Below are 24769 nucleotides of genomic sequence, written 5' to 3' on the forward strand. Positions count from 1 at the left end.
GTTCGCAGAGGTCTCTCATGGGGCGGGTCTTCGTCGCCGGCAGCATCAACATGGATGTGGTGGCGACGGCCGATCGCCATCCGAAAGTCGGCGAGACCGTCGCCGGCAAGCAGGTGCTCTATTTTCCGGGCGGCAAGGGCGCCAACCAGGCGGTGGCGGCGTCGCGACTTGGCGCGCGGACCACGCTGATCGGCCGGCTGGGCAAGGATTCATTCGGCGGTGAGCTGAGGGCTTTCCTGGGCGATCAGGGCATCGATCTCGGCCACCTCCAGGAGAGGGCCGAGGCGCACACCGGCACGGCCATCATCACGGTGGCGGAGGCCGACAATACCATCGTCGTCATTCCCGGCAGCAATGCGCTGGTCGGCGTCGACGACGTCGCGGCCGTCCCGCTGGCAAAGGGCGATGTCGCGGTCAGCCAATTCGAGATCCCGCTGCCGACGATCGCCGCGTTCTTCCGGCGGGCTCGCGACACCGGCGCTACGACACTGCTCAATCCGGCCCCGGCACAAACCATGTCGAGCGAATTGCTCGCGCTGGTCGACATCCTCGTGCTGAACGAGACCGAGCTCGGCCTCCTCGCCGGCGTGGAGTTGTCCGACAGTGACGAGGCCGCGCGGATCCTCGACGTCGCGCGAAAACTTCAGGCGCGCAGGGACCAGACCATCTGCGTCACGCTCGGCAAGCGTGGCGTGCTCGCGCTCGCCGGACGCGAGGAGATTTCGGTGTCCGGCCGCGTGGTGAAGGCGATCGACACCACAGGCGCAGGCGATTGTTTTGTGGGAGCACTCGCGGCGCAACTTGCCGACGGCGTCGACTTGCGCGCGGCACTCGCCTTCGCCAATGCCGCCGCCTCGATCTCCGTGCAGCGCATGGGCGCGGGGCCGTCGATGCCGACAGCCGCGGAAGTCGGCGCGGTGATAGACGCAGGCTGATATCTTTCTTACCTCGCCCCGCTTGCGGGGAGAGGTCGGATTGCATCGAAGATGCAATCCGGGTGAGGGGGAGTCTCTGCGAATCCGACTGTCATCGAACTTGCCGAGACAGCCCCTCACCCGCCCTCTCCCCGTAAGAACGGGGAGAGGGAGAGGAGGGAGAAGAGCTCACGCCAGCGCGCCCTTCAGGTCAAAACTTTCGTCGGCGGCCTGCTCCGGCGTGATCGAGCGATCCAGGCCGAACAGGCGGCGGCCGAACATGTGGTCGCCGGCACGGTTGATCGATTCGATGCCGAGCAGACTGTCCCCCTTGTAGCAGAACGCCGAGAACGCCTTCCTGGCGGGATCGCCGCGCAGCACGACGCGGTCGTAGCCGGTGGTGAGGCCAGCGATCTGGAGCTTGTCATCGCCCTGGTCGCTCCAGAACCAGGGATGGCTGTCATAGGCCTTACGGTCGCCAGTCAGCCGCGCCGCGAGGCAGCGCGCCTGATCAGTGGCATTCTGCACCGATTCCAGCCGCTGCGATCCGCCGAAGCGCGGGCTGTTGAACAGCGCGCAATCGCCGATCGCCGAGATATCGGGATCAGCCGTCGCGAGATATTCGTCGACGATGATACCGGCCGCGACCGGCAGCCCCGCCTCCGCCGCGAGCTCGATATTCGGCAGCACGCCGACGCCGACCACGACGAGGTCGGCCGGCAGGTGCCTTCCGTCGCTCAAGGAGACGCCGGTGACCTTGCCGCCCTCAGCTTCGATGGATGTTGCCTGCACGCCGAGGTGAATGCGGATGCCGGCCTCGCGATGCCGCGCCTGAAAATACTCCGAGACCTCCGCCGTCACCGCGCGCGCCATCACGCGCGGGGCGAGTTCGAGCACGTCGACCTCGAGGCCCTTGATGCGCGCGGTGGACGCGAATTCGAGGCCGATGAATCCCGCGCCGATCACGACCACCCGCGTCTTCGAGGGCATGATCTTCCGCAGCGCCTCGCTGTCGTCGAGGATGCGCAAATATTTCACGTCGGGAAGGTTCGCATTGGGCAGATCGAGCAGCCGGTTGCGCGCGCCGGTCGCCAGCACGAGGTGGCCATAGGGCAGCGTCCTACCCGAGGCGAGCAGCACCTTGCGCCCCGCGCGGTCGATCGACACGGCGCGGTCCGCCACCAGCTCGATGGTCTGGTCCTGGTAGAATTTCTCCGGCCGGAACATCAGGCTCTCCGGCCCGGCCGCGCCCTTGATGTAGGCCTTGGACAGCGGCGGCCGCTGATAGGGCAGATGCGCCTCGTCATTGATCAGGCAGATAGCAGCGGAAAAGCCCGCCTGGCGCAGGGATGCCGCGACCTGGTAGCCGCCATGGCCGGCACCGACAATGATCACCGGGCCATCGGTCATTGGACAGCCCATTTCCGCAAGACACGAGCGTCACCCATGTCGTCTCCTCTCTCTGATTTTGGCTTGCTAGCCTAGGAGGAGCCGGCGCTCGTGTCCGTCCCTAAACGAAGGCGTGCCCATTTGAGCCTATCGTTCCGGCTTGCGCAAGAGCACCAGGCGGGGATTGTCACCCCTCGCCTTCTGCGATTTAGTTCGAGCTTCGACCTCATGCCGGGGATTTCCGATGACCGCTCCCGTCTCACGACCCGACGATCCAGCCTTGCTGCGAATCGATGGCCCGATCGCCACCATCACGCTGAACCGGCCCGCCGCGTTCAACGCGATCAATCTGGCGATTGCACAAAAGCTCAAACGGCTCGCGACTTACATTGAGGGCGCCGACGATATCAGGGTCGTGGTCCTCGAGGGCGAAGGCCGCGCCTTCTCGGCCGGCGGCGATCTGCAGACGATCGGTGCAGCCGCCGAAGCGGGCACGGTGACGCCTGTCGTCGGCGAGCTGCTGAAGCACTATCACGCCTTCATCGAGATCGTCCGGCGCATGCCGAAGATCTCGCTGTCCAGCGTGCACGGCTCCGCGGCCGGCGCCGGCATGGGTCTCGCCTTCGTCACCGATCTCTGCATCGCCGCGGACGATGCCAAGTTCACGCCGGCCTATGCCAAGATCGGCGTCTCGCCGGACGGCGGATCTACGGTCGGCATCGTCAACACGGTCGGCCCGCGTCGCGCGCTGCAGATTTTCCTGGCTGAGGATAATTTTACCGCGCAGCAGGCCCATGCATGGGGCCTGGTTGCGAAGGTCGTTCCCGCCGCCGAGCTGAAGGCGGCAACGCGAACTCTCGCCGAGCGGCTGGCGCAGAACCCGATCGCCGCGATTGCCGGCACCAAATCGCTGGTCTACCAGGCCGCCACGACGCCGGTGAAGCAGCAGCTCGACGCCGAGGAGCACAAAATCATCATGGCAATGAACACGGAGGAGTTTAGGGCCGCCGTCAAGAAATTCACCAGCAAGAGCAAGTAGCGTTCATTCAAGCGGGCTTACTTGGGACAGATATAGCCCGTGCCCGCCGGCGACTTGAAGCAGCCGACCGATTCCGGCAGCACTTGCCGCGGCAGCCACAGCACCACGCTCGGGAAATAGATCGCAAACGCGATCGTCCCGAGGAACACCAGATAGATCGGCAACGCGGCGCGTAGCGCCTTTGCGAAACTGACGCCGACGAATTTCGAGGCCATCAGCAGCACCAGGCCATAAGGCGGCGTGATCAGGCCGAAGGCGAGCGTGGCGATCAGCACCACGCCCATATGCACGGCGTTGATGTCGCCGGCTTCCGTCAGCGTGTTGACCAGCGGCATGAAGATGATGATGGTCGGCACCGGCTCGATGAAATCGCCCACGATCGTGAACAGCAGCACCATCAGCAGCATGATCAAATGCGGATCGTTGCCGGCGATCGAGGTGATGACTTCGGCGATGTAGCTTGCACCGCGCAAATAGGCGAGCATCCAGCCGAACGCATTGGCGGCGCCGATCGTGATCAGCGGCAGCGAGAAGATCAGGCCCGCAAGGCAGAAATCGTACGGAATCTTCCTGATATGGCCGCGGTTGAGCGCGGGGATCACGACCGCGACAATCCAGACCACCGCAACGACGCCGGCTTCCGTCGGCGTGAACCAGCCGGTCAGAATGCCTCCTAACAGGATCACTGGGATCATCAGCGGTAGCGCCGCATCGCCGGCCGCGAACACCACCTGCCGCAGCGGCGCGCGCGGCTTGCGCAGGCCGGACGGGCCGAAGAAATAGCAATAGATCATCAACCCGAAGCCGATCATCAGGCCCGGCACGACGCCTGCCATGAACAGGCCGGCGATCGAGACGTTGCCGACGGCGCCATAGACCACGGCCGTGATGCTCGGCGGCACCAGCGCGGCGATGGTCGAGGCCGACGCGATGATCGCGGCGATGAAGGCGGGCTCATAGCCCTCGCGTTTCATCGGGCCCCCCAGCGCGCGGCTCATCACGGCGACGTCAGCGGTGGTCGAGCCCGACATTTCCGAGAAGAACATGCTGAAGACGACCACGACCTGCGAGAGGCCGCCTCTGATATGCCCCACCAGGGACACCGAGAGGTTGGCTATCCGGACCACCACATTGGCCGAGCTCATGAGCTCGCCGACCAGCAGGAAGAAGGGGATCGCCAGCAGCGCCTCGGAATCGACGCCGTCGAAGATCTTCTGGATGATCGCGGCGAGCGAGACGTCCGACAGCAGCGCGCCGATGAAGACGCCGGCCATCAGCGAGAACGGCACGGGCACGCCGAGATAGCCGAAGGACAGGAAGCAGACCGTCATCAACGCCAGAACGATGGGTGCGCTCACGGCTGCGCCCTCATCTGCGCGTCGGTGATGACAGGCGCCCCGTCATCCTCTTCGGGCGGCTCGGGGTGGTCAAAGCCGTTGCGCACGCCGTTGACGAGCTGCTCGATGGTGAACAGGCCGATCAGCATGCCCGACAGCGGAATGATCGCGTAGAGCGAGGCGATCGGCGTGCCCGACGGCAGGCGAAAACTGCCGAAGCCGCGAAGATAGTTCTGATAGCCGTACACGATCAGGCAGAAGGCGACGCCAAGCACCACGATCCGGATGATGATCTCGACGATCAGACGCGGCGTGCCGTGCATCGCCTCGGAGATCGCGGTGAGATAGAGGTGGTCGTTGCGCCGCGTCGCAGCCGCTGTGCCGACGAAGATGGCGTAGATGAACAACGTCGAGGTCACTTCCTGGAGCCAGAGCCAGGGATGGCCGATGGTGCGGGTGACGATGTCGGCGGTCACCGACAGCGAGAAGCCGAAGCAGAGCACGCCGCAGAGGATCATCAGCGCGAGTTCGAGCCAGTCGAGCCCGCGCCATTTGAGGTGGCGTTGGCGTTGCACCAGCAGTTTTTCGGCGATGGGCATTGTTGCTCCCGGCTGCGGGTTTTCTGAACCTCTCCCGCTTGCGGGAGAGGTCGGCGCGAAGCGCCGGGTGAGGGCTCTCTCCTCATCGGGAGTCTCTCCGCGGAGACACCCTCTCCCCTACCCTCTCCCGCAGGCGGGAGAGGGAGCGCACCGTCTTTCGGCATCACGTCAATTGATCGAGCGGATCAAATCCTTGATCTTCTCGGCGTGCGGGCCGAGCTCCTTGGCGAGCTTGTCGAGATAGGGATCGGCGACCGCCGTGAAGCTCTTCTTGTCGACGTTGTCGACGATCTTCACGCCCATCTTCTTGAGCTTCTCCGCCGCGGTGCGTTCGAGGTCGAAGGCCTTCTGCGGCTCCTTGGAGCTGACCTCGTTCCCCGCCGCCTGCACCCAGCCCTTCTGCTCCGCCGACAGGCTCTGCCAGAGCTTGTCGGAGATGAACACCAGCGCGTTGTTGGCCTCGTGCTCGGTGATGTTCAGGACCGGCGCGACCTCGTAGTGCTTGTTAACGAGGTAGACGTTGATGCTGTTCTCGGCGACGTCGACGACGCCGGTCTGCAAGCTCGTGTAGACGCTCCCGAACGGCATGTGCACGGTTTGGGCGCCGTAGGCCGGGAACATGGTGTCCTCGGTCGCGGTCGCCTGCACCCGGATCTTCAGGCCCTTGATGTCACCGACGTTATGGATCTCCTTCTTGGAGTACATGTGGCGCACGCCCTGCGAACCGGTCGCGATCACATGCAAACCCTGCGTGGTCTCGTCGATCATGGTCTTGAGCGCCGCGAACACTTTTGGATCGGCCAGGCCCTTGACCACGTGGTTCTCGTCGCGGAAGAGGAAGTGCAACGACATCACGCCCGCTTGCGGCGAGATCGTCGCGGTGTTCGCCGAGGAGATGATCGCAAATTCGACGTCGCCCGCTTTCACGAGCTGGAGCACCTGCGGCTCCTGCCCGAGCTGCGCGCCCGGATACTGGTCGATGATCATGGTGCCTTTGCTCAATTCCTTGAGCTTTTCGGCAAAGAGGTCGCCCGCGATGGAGTAGCCGGTATTGCGCGGCTGGTCGTAGGCAAAGCGATAATGCTTCACCTCCTGTGCCCCGGCTCCCGTGATGAACAGCATGGCGGCCATGGCCACCAACCCACGCATGGATCGTGCAATCATCGTTTCCCCCTTGTTTTATCGCCCGCCGCTTGTGCGGTCTGAGCGCTCGTTCGAGTGGTTGATCAGCCTTTGCCAGTCCTCTGCATAAAATCGAAGTCACAGCCCTCGTCGGCTTGCATAATGGTCTCATTGAACAGCCAGGCGTAGCCGCGCCGCGCCTCCTCCGGCGCAGCCGCCGGCTTCAATGCGGCACGGCGGCGCTCCAGCTCGGCAGCATCGACCAGCAGCTCAATGCTGCGTTTCGCAACATCCAGCTGGATCATATCGCCGTTCTTCACCAGCGCCAGCGGCCCGCCGACGGCGGATTCCGGCGTGATGTGCAGCACGATGGTGCCGAACGCGGTGCCGCTCATACGCGCGTCGGAAATGCGCACCATGTCCTTGGTGCCGCCACGCGCGAGCTTCTTCGGGATCGGCAGATAGCCCGCCTCGGGCATGCCGGGCGCGCCCTTGGGCCCGGCATTGCGCAGCACCAGCACATCATCGGCGGTGACGTCGAGATCGGGATCGTCAACCCGCAGCGTCATATCCTCGACGGATTCGAACACCACGGCACGTCCGGTGTGCTGCAACAGTTTCGGGCTTGCAGCTGACTGCTTGATCACCGCGCCGCGCGGGGCGAGGTTACCGTGCAGGACGGCGAGGCCGCCTTCCTTCTTGATCGGATTGTCGCGCGCGCGGATCACGTCCTGGCCGGGTACGTGTTCCGCGTTGGCGGCGACATCGCGCAGGCTCTCGCCCGTGATGGTCTTCGCGTCGAGATCGACGAGGTCACCAAGCTGCGCCAGCAGTTTCGGCACGCCGCCGGCGTGATGGAAATGCTCCATATAATGCTCGCCGGACGGCTTGAGATCGATCAGCACCGGAACCTCGCGGCCGATTTGATCGAACACCTCGAGGTCGAGTCGGTGTGGCGAACGATGCGCCATCGCGGTCAAATGAATCAGGCCGTTGGTCGAGCCGCCGATCGCCTGGAGCACGACCTGCGCGTTCTTGAAAGATGCAGGCGTCAGCACCTCGCTCGGCTTTGGACCCTTGGTCTTGGCCATCTCGGCGGCCACCCTGCCGCTCGCTTCGGCGAGCCGAAAGCGCTCCGCATGCGGGGCGGGAATCGTCGCGCTCATCGGCAGCGACAGACCCATGGCCTCGATCATGCAGGCCATGGTGGAGGCCGTGCCCATCACCATGCAGGTGCCGACCGACGGTGCGAGGCGGCCGTTGACCGCCTCGATCTCGACATCGTCCATTTCGCCGGCGCGATACTTGCCCCAGAGACGGCGGCAATCGGTGCAGGCGCCCAGCACCTCGCCCTTATGGTGGCCGACGACCATCGGCCCGACCGGGATGACCACCGTCGGCAGATCGGCGCTGATTGCGGCCATCACCTGCGCCGGCAGTGTCTTGTCGCAGCCGCCGATCACGATCACCGAATCCATCGGCTGCGCGCGGATCATCTCCTCGGTATCCATCGCCATCAGATTACGCAGATACATCGAGGTCGGATGCGCAAAGCTTTCGGCGATCGAGATGGTCGGGAAAACGAACGGCATCGCGCCCGACAGCATCACGCCGCGCTTGGCGGCCTCGATGATCTGCGGGACGTTGCCGTGGCAGGGATTGTAGTCGCTATAGGTGTTGGTGATGCCGACGATCGGGCGCTCGAGCGCGTCGTCGGAATAGCCCATGGCCTTGATGAACGCCTTGCGCAGGAACAGCGAGAAGCCGGCATCGCCATAGCTCGTCAGCCCTTTCCGCAACCCACTCGTCATCATGCCACTCCCATTACCGGGTCATTGTCGTACAGCCTGCCCCTTGATTGTCAATAAGACAGACGTCAAACCTGCTATTTTCGCCGTCGACGCCATGGTGACGACCAGATTATTGACAATCCGAGCCTTCCCTGCTCCACAGGACGGACCGGCCAAGCGCCGGGAGGCCGAGGGCATGTCCGACACTCACACCGCAGACGCCATGACAGTCCGGCGCGACGATCCGGACGACATCGTCGCGCGGCTCGAGGAGGACATCATCTTCGGCCGCCTCGCGCCCGGCGCGCGTCTGACCGAAGACGCGCTGATGTCGGCTTACGGCACCTCGCGGCACTTCGTGCGCCAGGCGCTGGTGGATGCCGAGCGCCGCGGCATCGTCCGCCGCGAGAAGAATGTCGGCGCCACCGTGCGGTTCTATTCGGCCGAAGAGGTCCGGCAGATCTACGAGGTCCGGGAGATGCTGACCCGGCAGGCGGCGCTGATGATCCCCCTGCCCGCACAGCAAGGCCTGATCGACGAGCTCTCCGCATTGCAGCGGCAATATTGCGCGCGAGCGGATTTGCAGGACCTGCGCGGCATCCATGAAGCCAATGACGCCTTCCACCTCGCGCTGTTCTCGGCCTGCGGAAATCCGTATCTGGTGCGCTCGCTGCAGGACTACATGAACCTGACGCTGCCGATGCGCGCCAAGAATCTCGCCGACCGAGACGGCCTGGCGCAATCACGGCGCCAGCACGAGCTGATGATCGAGCTGTTGAAAGGCCGCGACAGCTGGGCGCTGGCCCAGCTCTGCGTCGATCATATGCAGTTCAGCAAGAAGGATTATCTGGCGCGGATTGCGGGTGAGGCCGAGCGCTAGCGCGTGCGCCCGTTAGGCCATGGCAAGCCAAGTCGCAGGTTCAGTACCGTCTTAGCAGGCCGCGCTCCACGCTGGTATCACCATAGTCGGCGCAGGCCGCTTTCGGGTCGTTGATCAACTGCGCTCGGATGCGCCTGAACGTTTTGGCGGCCGCGTCGGACACCTCGATGCGGAATTTACCGGCATCGTAGTTTTCGCCGTCGCGGGCCTTGATGGCTGCCGCATAGGCGTCGATCATCGCCATCGCGGCATCCGTGCTGCCGAGAAGTCGGGCGCCGAGCTGGACACTGCCGGCACCATTGACCTCGTAGCCGACGCATCGTTGTTCGAGCACCGCGGACGCGGTGACGAGCTGGTCGAGAAACGTCGCCTCGGCGTCGCTGAGCATCGCGGCTCGCGCCGGGGCCGACATGATCAGCGCTAGCAGTACGACGGCTGGCAATTTGATTTTCATTGTTCTGACTCTCGCCGCCGCAATCGAACCGTGATCGCGGCACCGGTTGCCGAAATGCGATCGCGCAGATCGAGAACCAAATGCCGAAGGCAAGGTTGACCTGGATCAATGGGCAGGGCGGCCAAGCCAAAGCTCGGCCCCCGCATGCGCTCGTCCTCAATGAACCGGGGGCCACCGCGTCGTGATGGACATCAAAACCTTTTGTCAACCCATCGAAATAGGGCGCCGTCGGAAATAGATAGGACCGGCGTCCAGCCGCGAATCGCACGTTCTTCCCCGTATTCCCTCCCGAATGAAATGCCATGACCGAACAAACCCTGACCGAGCCGATCGTCGAGTCGCAGGAGCGATCCCGCGGTTTTACGCGCTACCAGACGATCCTCGTTGCGCTGCTGGCGCTGGTCCAGTTCACGATCATCATCGATTTCATGATCATGTCGCCGCTCGGCGCCATCATGATGCCGGCGCTCGATATTTCGGCCGCTCAGTTCGGCGTGGCGGTCTCGGCCTATGCGTTCAGCGCGGGAATTTCCGGCATCCTGGCGGCCGGCTTTGCCGACCGGTTCGACCGCAAACGGCTGCTGTTGTTCTTCTACGCCGGCTTCACCCTCGGCACGGCGCTGTGCGCGATCGCGCCCAACTATCATCTGTTGCTGCTGGGGCGGATCGTGACCGGCCTGTTCGGCGGCGTGATCGGCTCGGTCGTGCTCGCCATCGTCACCGATCTGTTCACGCTGCAATTGCGCGGCCGCGTCATGGGCTTCGTGCAAACCGCCTTCGCTGCAAGCCAGGTGCTGGGCATCCCAGCCGGCCTTTTCCTCGCCAACCAGTGGAACTGGCACGTCGCGTTCGGCGCGCTGGTCGGCCTGTCGGTGATCGGGATGATCGCCGTGATGCTCCTGATGAAGCCGGTGAACGGCCATCTCGGGCTGAAGCAGGATCGAAACCCGTTCCGGCATCTGATCGCAACGGTCTCTCAGCCGCGTTATTGGATGGCGTTCTCGGTGACGACCCTGCTGGCGACCGGCGGCTACATGCTGATGCCGTTCGGCAGCGCCTACACCGTGCACAATCTCGGCATCGACATCGTGCATCTGCCGACGATCTATCTCGTCTCCGGGCTGTTCAGCATTGTCATCGGCCCGCTGGTGGGACGCGCGAGCGATGCCTTCGGCAAATACCCGACCTTCGTCTTCGGCAGCGCGATGTCCATCGTCATGGTGCTGATCTACACCCATCTCGGCGAGGTGAGCCTGACGGTCGCGATCCTGGTCAACGTCCTGATGTTCGTCGGCATCTTCTCCCGCATGATTCCGTCGCAGGCGCTGATTTCCGCAATCCCCGAGCCGGCGCAACGCGGCTCCTTCAGCGCGGTCGGCGCGTCGCTGCAGCAGCTCTCCGGCGGGCTCGGCTCCGTGCTCGCCGCCGCACTCATCGCGCAGGACGCCGACGGTACGCTCCGGCATTTCGACCGGCTGGGATACGTCGTCGTGACGACGGCGGTGATTTCTCTGATCCTGATGTACTTTGTGCAGCGGCCCATCGCGGCCCAGGCCGGCAAACGCGTTGTCTAGGGCGTCGTTTCCGACGCCCTGGATTTGCGAATGCGCTCCTACCGCTTATTCCAATCGATGATGCGGCTTGTGTCGCCGTCGAACTCGTTGCTGCAGAACGCGCCGCCCTGATAGTGATCGCCGATCGGATCGGGCTTCAGCTTGGCCTGCTCGGCCATCGCATGCGCCACGTGGTCCTCGGAGCGCCCCGTCGGACGGTAGCCGAACTCGTAGGCGCGGTGGTTGTCCCACCAGGCACGCTCGTTCAGGGACACGCCGTAGAAGATCTCGAAATGAATGTCGGGATGCTCGAGCCCGATCTGGCAGAGCTGCACCAGATCTTCCGGCTTCAGCCAGATCGAGATCCGGCGATGATCCAGCGGCACGTCGCCGAAATTGCCAATGCGAAGGCAAGTCACCTTCAGGCCATGCTTGTCGGCATAGAGCGCGCCGACCGCTTCGCCGAACACCTTGCTGACGCCATAGCGGCCGTCGGGGCGCGGGGTCACATCGGTGCCGATCTTGTGGTGGCGCGGATAGAATCCGACGGCATGGTTCGAGGAGGCAAACACCACGCGCTTGACGCCCTTGCGATACGCTGCCTCGAACAGATTGTAGCCGCCGATGATGTTGGCCTGGAGGATGTCGTTCCAGGGACCTTCGACCGAATAGCCGCCGAAATGGATGATGCCGTCGACGCCCTCGCAGATCGCCTCGCACTGCGCCAGGTCAGAGAGATCCGCCGCCTTGAATTGCTCGTTCGCGCCGAGGTCCTTCGGCGGGCGGATATCAGAGAGCAGCAGGTCCGGATAGATCGGCGGCAGCAGTTTCCGCAGGCGCGTTCCGATCCCGCCCGAAGCTCCCGTCATCAAGATACGCGGCATGTCTTTCCTCGCCTTTGGCAACCAATTTGCGGTCACATGTCTCTAATGATAGCAGGATTGTCCAGAGGGAACGAAACGAGAGAACCGACATGAATGAGGCATCGTCCCATCCCCAGGAGCGGCCAGGCTGGCGGCCGGCGAGCTACTATCCCGATCCGGCGATAAAGGCACTCGATCCCCGCTTCGAAAAATACTGGCTAAAACTCTCGGCGGTGGAGCGGCTGACGACCGGCCTGCGCTGGGCCGAGGGTCCGGTGTGGTTCGGCGACGGGCGTTACCTCTTGTGCAGCGACATTCCGAACCAGCGTATCCTCAAATGGGAGGAGGAGACCGGCGCGGTCTCGGTGTTCCGCAGGCCCTCCAATTTTGCCAACGGCAACACCAGGGATCGCCAGGGCCGGCTCGTCACCTGCGAGCATGGTGGGCGACGCGTCACCCGCACCGAATATGACGGCGAGATCACCGTGCTGATGGATCAATTCAACGGCAAGCGGTTAAACTCACCGAACGATGTCATTGTTAAATCGGACGGCTCGATCTGGTTCACCGATCCAACCTTCGGCCTGCTAGGCAATTACGAGGGCTACAAGGCCGAGCCGGACATTGATCCGAATGTCTACCGGCTCGATCCCACAACCGGTAATGCGACCATCGTCGCCGAAGGCGTGCTGGGTCCGAACGGGCTGTGCTTCTCGCCGGACGAGAAAATTCTTTATGTGGTGGAATCGCGCGGCGTGCCGAACCGCAAAATCCTCGCCTATGACGTCTCGGCGGACGGCACCACGATCTCCAATAAGCGAGTCTTCATCGACGCAGGTCCAGGCACGCCGGACGGCATGCGCTGTGACATTGACGGCAATCTCTGGTGCGGCTGGGGCATGGGCGATCCCGAGCTCGACGGCGTCGTGGTGTTCGCGCCCGACGGCGTCATGATCGGCCGTATCGCACTGCCCGAGCGCTGCGCCAATCTCTGCTTCGGCGGCGTCAAGCGCAACCGCCTGTTCATGGCGGCGAGCCAGTCGATCTACGCGTTGTATGTGAACACGCAGGGCGCGGTGGGGGGATAGTTTTTCCTCCGTCGTTGCGAGCCCGTAGCCCGCATGGAGCGAAGCGCAATCCGGGACAGTCCCCGCATTCCGCTTCGCTCCATGCGGGCTACGAAAAAATAAAAACGCCGGAGCGGTGGCCGCTCCGGCGTTTTGTTGTTCAGGCGACGAAGCCTACGCCGCGTTGAAGCCCGCAACCGCCTTCACTTCGAGGAAGTCCTCGAGGCCGTACTTGCCCCACTCGCGGCCGTTGCCGGACTGCTTGTAGCCGCCGAACGGTGCGCTGCGATCGTTGGGCACGCCCTGCAGATTGACGTTGCCGGCGCGGATCTGCCGGCCGACGCGCTTGGCGTCCTCGACGGAAGCACCCGTGACGTAGCCGGCAAGCCCATAGGGCGTGTCGTTGGCGATGTGCACGGCCTCGGCTTCGTCCTTGGCGCCGATGATGGTGAGCACCGGTCCGAAGATCTCTTCACGCGCAATCGTCATGTCGGGGGTGACGTCGGCAAAGATGGTGGGACGGACATAGAAGCCCTTGTTGACGCCTTCGGGCAGGCCCGGGCCGCCGGCGACGAGCGTTGCGCCCTCGTCGATGCCCTTCTTGATCAGGCCCTGGATCTTGTCCCACTGGCCGCGGTTGACCACGGGACCGATGGTGGTGCCTTCGGCGCGGGGATCGCCGGCCTTGGTCTTGTCGGCGACCGCCTTCGCAATCGCGGCGACTTCCTTCATCTTCGAGGCCGGCACGATCATGCGCGAGGGCGCGTTGCAGGACTGGCCGGAGTTGTTGAACATGTGCATCACGCCGCCGGTCACCGCCTTGGTGAGGTCGGCGCCTTCGAGGATGACGTTCGGCGACTTGCCGCCGAGCTCCTGGCTGACGCGCTTGACGGTCGGTGCCGCGCGCTTGGCAACGTCGATGCCGGCGCGGGTCGAGCCGGTGAAGGAGATCATGTCGATATCGGGATGCTCGCTCATGGCGGCGCCGACCTCGGGGCCGAGACCGTTGACGAGATTGAATACGCCCTTCGGCACGCCGGCTTCATGGAGGATTTGCGCGAAGATCAGCGCCGAGGTCGGGGTGAACTCCGACGGCTTCAGGATCATGGTGCAGCCGGCGGCAAGCGCGGGCGCGACCTTGCAGGCGATCTGGTTGAGCGGCCAGTTCCAGGGCGTGATCATGCCGACCACGCCGACCGGCTCGCGCAGCACCATGGCGGTGCCGACCGGTTCCTCGAAATGATAGTTCTTGAGCACGTCGAGCGTGGTCATGAGGTGGCCGAGACCAGCGCCGGCCTGCAGCTTCTCCGCCATCGGCAGCGGCGCACCCATTTCGTCGGAGACGGCAGCACCGATCTCCTTGAGGCGGCCCTTGTAGATCTCGATGACCTTGGTGAGCAGCGCGACGCGCTCGTCACGGCTGGTCTGGGAGAACGTCACGAACGCGCGCTTGGCGGCGGCAACGGCTTTATCAACGTCGGCCTTGGAGCCCAGCGCAACCTCGTACATCGCCTCTTCCGTCGCCGGATTGACCACGGCGGTGGACTTCTTGACGGCGGGATCGACCCAGGCGCCGTCGATGTAGAACTGCATGCGATTGACCATAGTGAACCTCTTCTTGGGGGCTTGGAGGGGGCGTTTCGGCAGGCATCCTTGCACGAAAGCGCCGGCAATTGAACCCGCCATGTGCGGGGCCAGCATTGCGGCGGACGGAGGTTATATGAGCCGATGGCGGAGGGGTGGCAAGGTCTCGCCTCACTCACGATGTCATCCCGGCCTAGTGCCCATTGCGCGCTAGGCCGGGATGACGAACTACACAGCCATCTTCCGATGCAACACCGGCGCGCCGGTGGTGAGGCTTTCGGCCGCATCGATGATGGCGTTGGCGTCGATGCCGTAGTGGCGGTAGAGGTCGGCGATGGTGCCGGTCTGGCCGAACTGCTCGACGCCGAGTGCCTCGACGCGATGGCCGCGGACGCTGCCGAGCCAGCCGAGCGCCGCCGGATGTCCGTCGATCACGGTCACGATGCCGCAGTCGCGCGGCAGCGGCGCGAGCAGTTTTTCGATGTGGCTGAGATGCTGCACGCCGCGCCGATCCCGGCGCAATTTCCGTGCGGCGGTCCACCCCGCATGCAGACGATCTGCGGACGTGATCGCGAGCAGGCCGATGTCGCGCCGGCTCTCGCCGATGAAGCCGGTCGCTTCGATCGCTTCCGGCGCAACGGCGCCGGTATAGGCGATGACGGCTTCGGCATTGGGGCCCGGCTTGCGCAGCCAATAGGCGCCGTCGGTGATGCCCTGCGCAAGCTCCGGTGTCATGATCCGCTGCACCTGCTCGATGCTGCGCGTCGACAGCCGCAAATAGACCGAGCCGCCCTCGCCCGGATCGCGCTGCATGTGGTTGAAACCCCAACCCATGATCACGGCGAGTTCGTCGACGAAGGCCGGCTCGAACGAGGAAAGGCCGTCCTGCGCCATGCCGATCAAAGGCGTTGCGATCGACTGGTGCGCGCCGCCTTCGGGTGCCAGCGTGATGCCCGACGGCGTTGCCGCCACCATGAAGCGGGCATCCTGGTAGCATGCATAGTTCAGCGCATCGAGACCGCGCTCGATGAAGGGATCGTAGAGCGTGCCGACCGGCAGCAACCGCTCGCCGTTGATCTGGTGCGACAGGCCGAGCGCCGAGAGCATGATGAACAGGTTCATCTCGGCGATGCCGAGTTCGAGATGCTGGCCCTTGGGCGAGAAGTCCCAGTTGAAGGTGGATGGAATTTTCTCGCTGCGGAATAAGTCCGCCTTCTCGCCGCGCGCAAACAGGCCGCGCCGGTTCACCCACGGACCGAGATTGGTCGAGACGGTGACGTCAGGCGAAGTCGTCACGATGCGCCTGGCAAGCTCGCTGTCGCCGCGCGCGATCTCGTTCAGCACCAGCCCAAAACCTTGCTGGGTCGACATCTGCGGCGCCGGCTTGAAGGCGAGCTGCGACGGCACCTCGATCACAGGCGCGGTGAGCCGGCGGCCGTCCTGGTTGAACGGCACGCCCGCGAGGAAGGCGTCGAACTCGGCAGGACTTTGCGCGAGACCCTCGTATCTGTCCCATTCGTGTCCGGGCCGGATGTTCTGGCTGTCGCGATATTTCTCCATCTGCGCGACTGTCATCAGGCCGGCGTGGTTGTCCTTGTGGCCCTGGAACGGCAGGCCGACGCCCTTGATGGTGTAGGCGATAAAGCAGACCGGGCGATCGTGATCGATGGATTCGAACGCATCCAGCATGCTCGCCATATCATGGCCGCCGAGGTTCGACATCAGCGCCAGCAATTCGTCGTCGCTGCGCTTGTCGATCAGTTTGGTGATGGGGCCCTGATCGCCGATCTCATCGTGAAGATGTTTGCGGAACGCCGCGCCGCCCTGAAAACACAAGGCGGCGTAGAGCGCGTTCGGGCAATTGTCGATCCAGCGCTTCAACGCCTCGCCGCCAGCTTCGGCAAAGGCCTCGCGCATCAGGCGGCCGTATTTCACGATCACCACGTCCCAGCCGAAATTGCGGAATACGGTCTCGAACTTTTCCCAGAGGCCTTCGCGGACGACGGCGTCCAGCGACTGCCTGTTGTAGTCGACCACCCACCAGGTGTTGCGCAGGCCGTGCTTCCAGCCTTCCGCCAGCGCCTCGAAGATGTTGCCCTCGTCCATCTCGGCGTCGCCGACCAGCGCAATCATCCGCCCTTCGCGGCGATCCTTCATCCAGCCATGTGCCTTGACGTAGTCCTGCACCAGCGAGGCGAACAGCGTCTGCGCGACGCCGAGGCCGACCGAGCCCGTGGAGAAATCGACGTCGTCGACGTCCTTGGTGCGCGAGGGATAGGACTGCGCGCCCTTGAAGCCACGAAAATTCTCCAGCTTCTCGCGGCTCTGCCGGCCGAACAGATACTGGATGGCGTGGAACACCGGGCTCGCATGCGGCTTCACCGCGACGCGATCTTCGGGCTTCAGCACGTGGAAATACAGCGCCGACATGATGGTTGCGAGCGAGGCCGACGAGGCCTGATGTCCCCCAACCTTGAGGCCGTCCGCGTTCGCGCGGACGTGGTTGGCGTGATGGATGGTCCATGACGACAGCCACAGCGCCTTGCGGGCGAGCGCGGTCAATGTGTCGAGGCGGGCGATATCAACGGGCATGGCAATGCTCCCGGAAAACAGGTGCCGATGATACCCCTGCCGGAAGCGCCAAACTTCTCAATTTTTCGCGCAGTACCAGCCCATATTGGGATATCTTACCAATCGATCGGTAAAAACGACAGGTTCATCCCAATGCCCGCCCTCGACGCCATTGACCGAAAAATCCTCAGCTACCTCCAGAACGACAGCCGGCTGACCATGCAGGAGCTGGCCGATAAGGTCGGGCTGTCGGTGTCGCCCTGCCATCGCCGGGTCAAACTGCTCGAGGAACGCGGCGTCATCTCGCGCTACATCGCGACCGTCGACCAGAAGGCGCTGGGGCTGCATGTCAGCGTCTTCATCTCGATCAAGCTGGCGCGGCAGAAGGAGGAGGACCTCAACCGCTTCGCGCGCGCGATCTCGAAATGGGACGAGGTGCTGGAATGCTACCTGATGACCGGCAACCGCGACTATCTTTTGCGCGTCGTCGCAGCCGACCTCGCCTCCTACGAGACCTTCCTCAAGACCAAGCTGACCCGGCTCGACGGCATCGCCTCGATCGAGTCGAGCTTCGCGCTCAGCCAGGTGAAATATTCGATCGCGCTACCGGTGTGAGGCATCATCGCCACGGCTGCACGATGATCTTGGTGTGCGCTTCAGGATTGGCGAGATCGGCGAAAGCCTTTGCGACGCCATCGATGCCGATCTCGGCCGTCACCATCGCAGCCGCATCCACCTTCCCTTCCGCGATCAGGCGCAGCGAAGCTGCGAATTCGTCCGGCGTGTAGCCGAGCACGTACTGAACGTTGAGCTCCTTCATGATGCCGAGCATGGGCTCGCTCCTGTCGGTCTCCATGCAGACGCCGACCACGACGATCCTGGCATCGCGCGGCGCGCCTTCGAACACCTGCTGCAACAGACCAGGCACGCCGACGCATTCGAAGATGATCGCGGGCTTCAGCGCGGGCAGCATCGCCTGGAACGGCGGGCGCGCCGCCTTTTCCGCGTCCGACATTTGCGCATGCTCGGCCCAGATCGCATAGGGCTGCGACACCCTTGGATCCACGACGATATCGGCGCCGAGTTTTGCCGCAAGCGCGCGCCGCGCCGGCGAATAGTCGGCCGCGACGATCGGATGCAGGCCCTTGAGCTTCAGCGCCGCAATCACCGCGAGCCCGACCGGGCCGCAGCCGATCACGAGCGGCACTTCGCCGCCTCGGATATTGGCCTTGGCGACGGCGTGAACACCGACCGCGAGCGGTTCGGTGAGCGCGGCATGCTCCGGCGCGAGACCGTTGGGTACCTCGAGCAGCAGCGCTTCGCTCAGTAGCATCGCCTCGGCATAGCCGCCAATATTTTCGTTGGAATAGCCGATGCCCTCGATGCCCTGCGGCGTCACGAGGGCCGGCAGCGAGCACACGCGCGTGCCCGGCTTGAGCTTGCGCACAGTGCCCGGGCCGAAATCGACGATCTCGCAGCAGAACTCATGGCCGAACACGACGTCGCGGGCGAGGTCCATCGGCTTGCGGCCGCTCTTTCGCGCCATCTCCACCATGCGATGGGCGTGCTGGCGCGCGTGCAGGTCAGAGCCGCAGATGCCGCAGGCGAGCGTCTTGACCAGCACCTGGCCGGGGCCGGGCTTTGGCTCCGCCATCCGATCGACGACAATCTCACCGTTCCTGAAAATCGCAGCGCGCATTGGGCTCCTCCCGGCTTGTTGGAGCCATTGATAGCACGAAGCGGACGCGTGAACTTGCGTCAGGGGTTCGGGGAACGCTCTTCCATGATCAGGAGCTGGGCGCGACGGATGCGCTCCCGATGGGCGATGTAGAGGCCGCTGGCGACGATGAAGGCTGCACCGGTGACGGTCCAGACATCAGGCACTTCGCCGAACAGGAAGAAGCCGAGAATGCTGACCCAGAGCAACTGAGTGTAGGAGAACGGCGCCAGCACCGAGGCATCGCCGTAGCGATAGGCCAGGACGATGATCCACTGGCCGACGGTGGAGGCGACGCCGATCACGATGCCAAGCCCGATCGCGGTCCAGGTCGGCGTGACCCAGACGAATGGTACCATCAGGGAGAGGATCGCAACGCCCGTCAGCGCCGAATAGGCCATGGTGGTGAGGACGGCTTCGCGCCCGCTCATCATGCGCGTCAGGATCAGCGCCGCAGCCCAGCAGAACGCCGAGACGATCGGGAAGAACGCGGCGGCGTGAAACGCGCTGGAGCCCGGGCGCAGGATGATCATCACGCCCGTCAAGCCGATCGCGGTGGCGATCCAGCGGCGCATGCCCACCTTCTCGCTCAGGAACACGATCGAGAGCGCGGTGACGAACAGTGGCGAGACGAACCCGGTCGCGGACGCTTCCGCGATCGGCAGGAAGCTCAGGCCGGTGATGAAGAACAGCGAAGAGCCGAGCAATGCCGCGCCGCGCATCAGCTGCAGGCCGAGGCGCTCGGTGCGCATGGCATGAAGCGGCGAGCCCGGCAGCATTACCGGCGTGAACATCAGCGCGAACGTTACGAAGCGGATCCAGGTGATCTCGATCGACGGCAGGCTCGACGACAGATATTTCGCGGTGACATCGGAGCAGCCGAGAAAGATCGTCGACAGCAGCACCAGCGCGATGCCCTTGAAGGGATGATCGACGCGCGCCGGCGCGCGGCGCGCCTGCGGCTTCTTTTCCGGCATGGGCATGGGAATACTGTCGAGCCTTGCGGCTGCGGCGGGCGGCGGGGTCACGGCTGGAACCTAGGAGATGCGAATCGGGAATGATCGTAAAAAACGATAATTGCGCCGCTTTCACAACTTCCGAAAACAGGATGCCGATATGCGCTCACGTCCGCGCGCGTCAAGACTCCATTAACAATGGGCGTTTGTGCACTACAGCATGGGCAGGCCGCGCGGCTTCGGACCGCGCGGAAACGCCGCATCGAGCGCCGCGATCTCGTCTTTCGTCAGCACGAGATCGCCGGCCGCGGCATTTTCGCCGGCGTGTTCCGCGAACGACGCCTTCGGGATGGCGAACACCGTAGTCGCACGGGTGAGGAAGCTCAGCGCGATCTGGCGCGGCGTTGCGCGACGCGCCTCCGCGATGCGCGCCAGCACTGCACCGCCCTTGCTGTTGCTCGCAGGGAAATCGTCGTGGCCGAACGGCGAATAGGCGACCACGGCGACACCATGCTGTTCGCACCACGGGATCACCGCGTGCTCGATCGCGCGTTCCCTCAGATGATAGAGCACCTGATTGCAGGCGATGCGGCCTTCGCCGGCAGCGTCGAGCATCTCGTCGAGATCATCGGCATCGAAATTGGAGACACCCCAGGATTTGATCTTGCCGGCCTTCACCAGTTCCTCGAACGCGGCCACAGTGTCCTCCAGCGGATACGAGCCGCGCCAATGCAGCAGATAGCAGTCGAGCCGATCCGTCTTCAGCCGCTTCAGCGAGCGCTCACAGGCGGTGATGGTTCCGCGGCGCGAGGCGTTGCTCGGCAGCACCTTTGACACGAGGAACACCTCGTCGCGTCGCCCCGCGATCGCATCGGCAATGACGAGCTCGGCGTCGCCATACATCTCGGCAGTGTCGATGTGGGTCATGCCGAGATCGAGCCCGCGCTGAAGCGCCGCGATCGCGCGCTTGCGATCGCCGTGGTCGAGATACCAGGTGCCCTGCCCGATGACAGAGACGCTGGCGCCGGTTTTGCCGAAGGGGTTCGTGTTCATATTTGCTCCGATACCACTCGTTCGCTCAGGCAACCGCCATCGAGCTCAAGAGTTCAATCCGCCGATGTCAGCGACCAGTACGCTACCGGTCGCAGATTCCGTGATGTAGAGCTGATCTTTGTTCGCGCCACCAATCGCGACATTGGTGCAGTTCGGCCCGGCACACGACTTCACCCGCGCGATCAATTCGCCGTTGGGCGCGAACACGAAGACATGGCCGAGCGATGCGTGGCCGACGAACAGACGGCCCTTGGCATCCATGGTCAAGCCATCGGGGCCACTGGTACCGAACAGCGAGCAGAAGCGACCGACCTTCGACACGCTGCCGTCCTTCATGAACGGCAGCCGCCACACCGCGTTGTCGCGCGTCATCGCGACGAACAGCACGGTCTCGGTTGGATCCAGCACCAGACCATTCGGACTGATGCCGGTGTTAACAAGGCAATCCAGGCGGCCGCCTGGCGTCAGGCGATAGACACGGCCGCTGGGGTCATGCAGGCCGGTCTGCCCCTGGTCGGTGAAATAGATATCGCCGTTGGACGCGAGATGCAGGTCGTTGCAGCCGCGGAAGGATTCCGAATTGCGCGAGGTCAGCACCGGCGCCACGCGCCCCGCGTTGGCGTCGAACTCCATGATGCCGTGCCTGTAGTCGGCGACCAGGATGCGGCCGTCGGCCGCGATTTTCAGCCCGTTCGGCCAGCCTTCATATTCAATCGCCAACGACCACTCGCCGTCGGGCGCAATGCGGAAGATCCGGCCGAACGGAATGTCGACGATGTAGAGATTGCCATCCCTGTCGAACGATGGCCCTTCGATGAAGGAGTCCGTCGGCACACCCGGCCGGTTGGCATCGGCCCAATCCGTCCGCTCGCCTTTGCGGCGGAATTTGTCGGGCATGGCGGAAAAGAGCCTGGTTTCGATCAGGCGCGGCGGCGTTTCCAGGTACATCATTGTTGTTTTTGTCGTTGTTGATGGGAGAGCGCGGCACCATAGGGCACAATCGCGGGGACGTCGATTGGGCCGAGGCATAGCGCCCCGCCCTCGCTGTCATTCCCCGCGAAGGCGGGGAATCCAGTACGCCGTGGCCTCTCCGCTTGATCACCGGCGTACTGGATCGCCCGGTCAAGCCGGGCGATGACGGCGGAGTATTCGGCGACGACCGAGAAAGCGCCCCTACCCCGCGGCGCCCGCGACCTTCGCCTGCTTCACTGGAGCCACCTCGGTCGTCGCGATCAGGCGCTTCAGTTCAGGAATGCAGGAGCCGCAATTGGTGCCGGCCTTGAGCTTTGTGCCGATCTCGGCCGCTGTGCGCGCGCCTGCGGCGATGGTGTCGCAGATGGTGCCGCGGCCGACGCCGAAGCAGGCGCAGACGACGGGGCCGGTCGAAGCCGCGCCCTCGCTCGACTTGCCGGACAGCAGCATGCGCCGCTGCTCGTCGGTGACATTGTCGGCCACGAACAGGCTCTTCACCACCTCCCAGTCGCCGGCGTCATGCGCGGGGCCGACGAACAGGCAGGTTTCGATGCGGTCGCCCGCAAACGACGCTGCGCGATAAATGCCGCCGCCGAAGTCGCGATAGTCGGCGACGTCCTCGCCGGCAACGCCTTCGAGCCAGGCCGGCCAGCGCGACAGATCCGCATTGTCGGCGAAGAGATAGCCGAAGCCGCCGGCAACAGTGACGCGGGTCCACATCAGGTTCGGCGGCAGCTCCAGCTGCTTGCGCGACAACGCAAAGCCGCGGAAGACGTATTCATAGGGCGAGATCGCGGCCGGTGTCGCCTTGGACTCCGGCTGTCCCGAGAACGGATCGGTGAACGGTGCGACCAGCGCCCCCACGCGACCGTGCGAGGCGTTCATCGCACTCCAGTGGATCGGCGCGAATAGCGTGCCGCGCTGCTGCCGGTCGCTGACGACGACCTTGAGGGTGCACTGGCCGTAGTCGGTAGTGATGCGGGCATAGCCGTCGTGGACGACGTTGTATTTGTTGGCGTCATCGGGATGAATCTCGACGAACGGCTCGGGCAGATGCGCGCCGAGCCGCTGGCTGAGGCCCGTGCGCGTCATGGTGTGCCACTGGTCGCGGATGCGGCCGGTGTTGAGCCGCAGCGGTCGCGACGGTCCGGTCTCGCCACGCAGCGCCGGCATCTCCGGCGCGACGAAGCGGCCCTTGCCGTCATTGGTGAAGAACCCGCCCGCCGCGAAGAAGCGCTCGCCGGGCGCCTCGCCTTCGCGTGCGGGCCACTGCACGGGCTTCAAGGCATCGAAGGCTTCATCCGACAGCGTGGTCAGCGCACCGATGTCGAAGTCGCGGCTGCCGTCGTTCTCGAACGCGGAGAGCGCGGCGTGCTCGCGAAAGATGTCGGCTGCGGATTTGTAATTGAAACTGTCGCCGAAGCCGAGGCGTTTTGCGGTTTCGCTCAGGATCCACCAGTCCGGCCGCGCCTCGCCGGGCGCCGGCAGGAACGAGCGCTGGCGCGAGATCCGGCGCTCGGAATTGGTCACGGTGCCCGACTTCTCGCCCCAGGCGAGCGCGGGCAGCAGCACGTGCGGTCCGGCCTCGACGGTGTCGTTGGAGAGCACGTTCTCGGAGACCACGAACAGCTCGAGCTTCTTCAGCGCCTCGCGCACGAAGTCGGCATCGGGCAGCGAGACCGCGGGGTTGGTGCCCATCACCCACAGGGCCTTGACCTCGCCGCGGTTGATGGCTTCGAACAGCTGCACCGCCTTCAACCCTTCATGAGTGGCGATGCGCGGCGCCTTCCAGAACCGCCGCACGCGATCGATGTCGGGCGGCGTGAAGTTCATGTGTGCGGCGAGCTGGTTGGCGAGGCCGCCGACCTCGCGGCCGCCCATCGCGTTGGGCTGGCCGGTGAGCGAAAACGGCGAGGCACCTGGCTTGCCGATGCGCCCCGTTGCGAGATGGCAGTTCAAGATCGCGTTGACCTTGTCGGTGCCCTGCGCCGACTGGTTGACACCTTGCGAGTACAGCGTGACGACGCGGGGCGTGTCGCGGAACATCTTGAAGAAGGTGGCAACGTCCTGCTCGGAAAGGCCGGTCGCCAGTGCGGTCGCGGTGACGCTGCCGGCAATGCTGCGGGCGCGCGCCAGAGCGTCGTCAAAGCCCGACGTGTTTTGCGCGATGTAGTCCTGATCGAGCGCACCATTGTCGGCGAGGTGAACGAACAGGCCGGAAAACAGCGCCGTGTCGGTGCCGGGCTTCAGACCCAGGAACAGATCGACGTCGGTCGCGGTGTCGGTGCGGCGCGGATCGATCACGATCATGCGGGCGCCGCGCTCCCCACGGTTCTTCAACATGCGCTGGAACAGCACGGGGTGGCACCAGGCGGCATTCGAGCCGACGAACACCAGCAGATCGGCCTGGTCGAGATCCTCGTAGCAGCCGGGTACGGTGTCGGCGCCGAAGGCGCGGCGGTGACCGGCGACCGAGGACGACATGCAGAGCCGCGAATTGGTGTCGACGTTGGCCGTGCCGACAAAGCCCTTCATCAGCTTGTTGGCGACGTAATAGTCCTCGGTCAGCAGTTGGCCCGAGAGATAGAATGCGACCGCGTCGGCGCCGTCGCGCGCGACGATGTGCTTCATGCGGTGGGCGACGTGATCGAGCGCATCGCTCCAGGCGACGCGTTCGAGCACGCCCTTGCAGCGGATCATCGGATAGAGCAGCCGGCTTTCGAGCCCGACGGTCTCGCCGAGCGCCGAGCCCTTGGAGCACAGCCGGCCGAAATTGGCAGGATGATCGGGATCGCCTGCGATCGCCGCGCCGCCCTTGCCGTCTGGCGTCGCCAGCACGCCGCAGCCGACGCCGCAATACGGACAGGTCGTCTTGGTGGCGCGGAGCGTGGGATCGATCGCCGTCATAT

Annotated in this window: 20 protein-coding genes; 6 read left to right on the forward strand and 14 right to left on the reverse strand. The window is 64.4% G+C overall.

All coding sequences use genetic code 11. The annotated features are described in order from the left end of the window. Window positions 1-17 precede the first annotated feature (17 nt). The gene (locus tag FXB41_RS18240) at window positions 18-935 is read left to right on the forward strand and encodes a ribokinase (protein ID WP_219682716.1); all 918 of its coding nucleotides are present in this window, start codon (window positions 18-20) and stop codon (window positions 933-935) included. A 168-nt stretch (window positions 936-1103) separates the two neighbouring features. Here FXB41_RS18240 and FXB41_RS18245 read toward each other — a convergent pair whose 3' ends face one another. Then, window positions 1104-2324, reverse strand: coding sequence for an NAD(P)/FAD-dependent oxidoreductase (locus FXB41_RS18245; protein ID WP_219682717.1), 1221 nt, complete (start codon window positions 2322-2324; stop codon window positions 1104-1106). A 223-nt stretch (window positions 2325-2547) separates the two neighbouring features. Between FXB41_RS18245 and FXB41_RS18250 the strand changes: the two genes are divergently transcribed. Continuing rightward, window positions 2548-3342, forward strand: a complete 795-nt coding sequence (locus FXB41_RS18250) for an enoyl-CoA hydratase/isomerase family protein (RefSeq protein WP_219682718.1) — start codon at window positions 2548-2550, stop codon at window positions 3340-3342. 17 nt (window positions 3343-3359) lie between these two features. On the opposite strand, the gene FXB41_RS18255 is transcribed toward FXB41_RS18250, so the two are convergent. From FXB41_RS18255 to FXB41_RS18270, 4 genes are all read right to left on the reverse strand, one after another. Continuing rightward, window positions 3360-4700, reverse strand: coding sequence for a TRAP transporter large permease (locus FXB41_RS18255; RefSeq protein ID WP_219682719.1), 1341 nt, complete (start codon window positions 4698-4700; stop codon window positions 3360-3362). Continuing rightward, window positions 4697-5278 (reverse strand): TRAP transporter small permease, encoded by a 582-nt coding sequence (locus FXB41_RS18260; RefSeq protein WP_219682720.1) that lies wholly within the window; start codon window positions 5276-5278, stop codon window positions 4697-4699. The genes FXB41_RS18255 and FXB41_RS18260 overlap by 4 nt, the downstream gene beginning before the upstream one ends. Before the next feature lie 168 nt (window positions 5279-5446). Then, window positions 5447-6442 (reverse strand): TRAP transporter substrate-binding protein, encoded by a 996-nt coding sequence (locus FXB41_RS18265; protein ID WP_219682721.1) that lies wholly within the window; start codon window positions 6440-6442, stop codon window positions 5447-5449. Between the two features lie 62 nt (window positions 6443-6504). Continuing rightward, window positions 6505-8211 (reverse strand): IlvD/Edd family dehydratase, encoded by a 1707-nt coding sequence (locus FXB41_RS18270; protein WP_219682722.1) that lies wholly within the window; start codon window positions 8209-8211, stop codon window positions 6505-6507. A gap of 175 nt (window positions 8212-8386) precedes the next feature. On the opposite strand from FXB41_RS18270, the gene FXB41_RS18275 reads away from it, so the two are divergent. Beyond that, a complete protein-coding gene (locus FXB41_RS18275) occupies window positions 8387-9070 on the forward strand; it encodes a GntR family transcriptional regulator (RefSeq protein WP_219682723.1) in 684 nt (227 codons plus the stop codon). A gap of 40 nt (window positions 9071-9110) precedes the next feature. On the opposite strand, the gene FXB41_RS18280 is transcribed toward FXB41_RS18275, so the two are convergent. Further along, on the reverse strand, window positions 9111-9524 hold the full coding sequence (locus FXB41_RS18280) for a hypothetical protein (protein ID WP_007593923.1): 414 nt from the start codon (window positions 9522-9524) through the stop codon (window positions 9111-9113). A gap of 302 nt (window positions 9525-9826) precedes the next feature. On the opposite strand from FXB41_RS18280, the gene FXB41_RS18285 reads away from it, so the two are divergent. Then, on the forward strand, window positions 9827-11098 hold the full coding sequence (locus FXB41_RS18285; RefSeq protein ID WP_219682724.1) for an MFS transporter: 1272 nt from the start codon (window positions 9827-9829) through the stop codon (window positions 11096-11098). Between the two features lie 38 nt (window positions 11099-11136). On the opposite strand, the gene FXB41_RS18290 is transcribed toward FXB41_RS18285, so the two are convergent. Then, window positions 11137-11961, reverse strand: a complete 825-nt coding sequence (locus FXB41_RS18290) for an NAD-dependent epimerase/dehydratase family protein (RefSeq protein WP_219682725.1) — start codon at window positions 11959-11961, stop codon at window positions 11137-11139. Window positions 11962-12050: 89 nt separating this feature from the next. Here FXB41_RS18290 and FXB41_RS18295 point away from each other — a divergent pair, with 89 nt between their 5' ends. Next, complete coding sequence (locus FXB41_RS18295; RefSeq protein WP_219682726.1) at window positions 12051-13028, forward strand: SMP-30/gluconolactonase/LRE family protein; 978 nt, start codon at window positions 12051-12053, stop codon at window positions 13026-13028. 153 nt (window positions 13029-13181) lie between these two features. On the opposite strand, the gene FXB41_RS18300 is transcribed toward FXB41_RS18295, so the two are convergent. Both FXB41_RS18300 and FXB41_RS18305 read right to left on the reverse strand, forming a co-directional pair. After that, window positions 13182-14612 (reverse strand): aldehyde dehydrogenase family protein, encoded by a 1431-nt coding sequence (locus FXB41_RS18300; protein ID WP_007593931.1) that lies wholly within the window; start codon window positions 14610-14612, stop codon window positions 13182-13184. A gap of 207 nt (window positions 14613-14819) precedes the next feature. After that, a complete protein-coding gene (locus tag FXB41_RS18305) occupies window positions 14820-17183 on the reverse strand; it encodes a thiamine pyrophosphate-binding protein (RefSeq protein ID WP_219682727.1) in 2364 nt (787 codons plus the stop codon). 132 nt (window positions 17184-17315) lie between these two features. Between FXB41_RS18305 and FXB41_RS18310 the strand changes: the two genes are divergently transcribed. Further along, a complete protein-coding gene (locus tag FXB41_RS18310; RefSeq protein WP_007593935.1) occupies window positions 17316-17777 on the forward strand; it encodes an Lrp/AsnC family transcriptional regulator in 462 nt (153 codons plus the stop codon). A gap of 4 nt (window positions 17778-17781) precedes the next feature. Here FXB41_RS18310 and FXB41_RS18315 read toward each other — a convergent pair whose 3' ends face one another. From FXB41_RS18315 to FXB41_RS18335, 5 genes are all read right to left on the reverse strand, one after another. Then, window positions 17782-18861, reverse strand: coding sequence for a zinc-binding dehydrogenase (locus FXB41_RS18315; protein ID WP_007593937.1), 1080 nt, complete (start codon window positions 18859-18861; stop codon window positions 17782-17784). A 59-nt stretch (window positions 18862-18920) separates the two neighbouring features. Further along, window positions 18921-19862 carry a DMT family transporter gene (locus FXB41_RS18320; protein WP_219682786.1) on the reverse strand — a complete coding sequence of 314 codons (942 nt, stop codon included), beginning with the start codon at window positions 19860-19862 and terminating at the stop codon, window positions 18921-18923. A 186-nt stretch (window positions 19863-20048) separates the two neighbouring features. Next, window positions 20049-20888: an aldo/keto reductase gene (locus tag FXB41_RS18325; RefSeq protein ID WP_219682728.1), complete on the reverse strand. Its 840-nt coding sequence runs from the start codon at window positions 20886-20888 to the stop codon at window positions 20049-20051. 45 nt (window positions 20889-20933) lie between these two features. Beyond that, window positions 20934-21836, reverse strand: coding sequence for an SMP-30/gluconolactonase/LRE family protein (locus FXB41_RS18330; protein ID WP_219682787.1), 903 nt, complete (start codon window positions 21834-21836; stop codon window positions 20934-20936). Window positions 21837-22061: 225 nt separating this feature from the next. After that, entirely contained in the window at window positions 22062-24767 is a 2706-nt protein-coding gene (locus FXB41_RS18335) for a nitrate reductase (protein WP_219682729.1), read from the reverse strand. Window positions 24768-24769 lie beyond the last annotated feature (2 nt).

Origin of the sequence: Bradyrhizobium canariense, from assembly GCF_019402665.1 — a bacterium.
Taxonomy (GTDB): domain Bacteria; phylum Pseudomonadota; class Alphaproteobacteria; order Rhizobiales; family Xanthobacteraceae; genus Bradyrhizobium; species Bradyrhizobium canariense.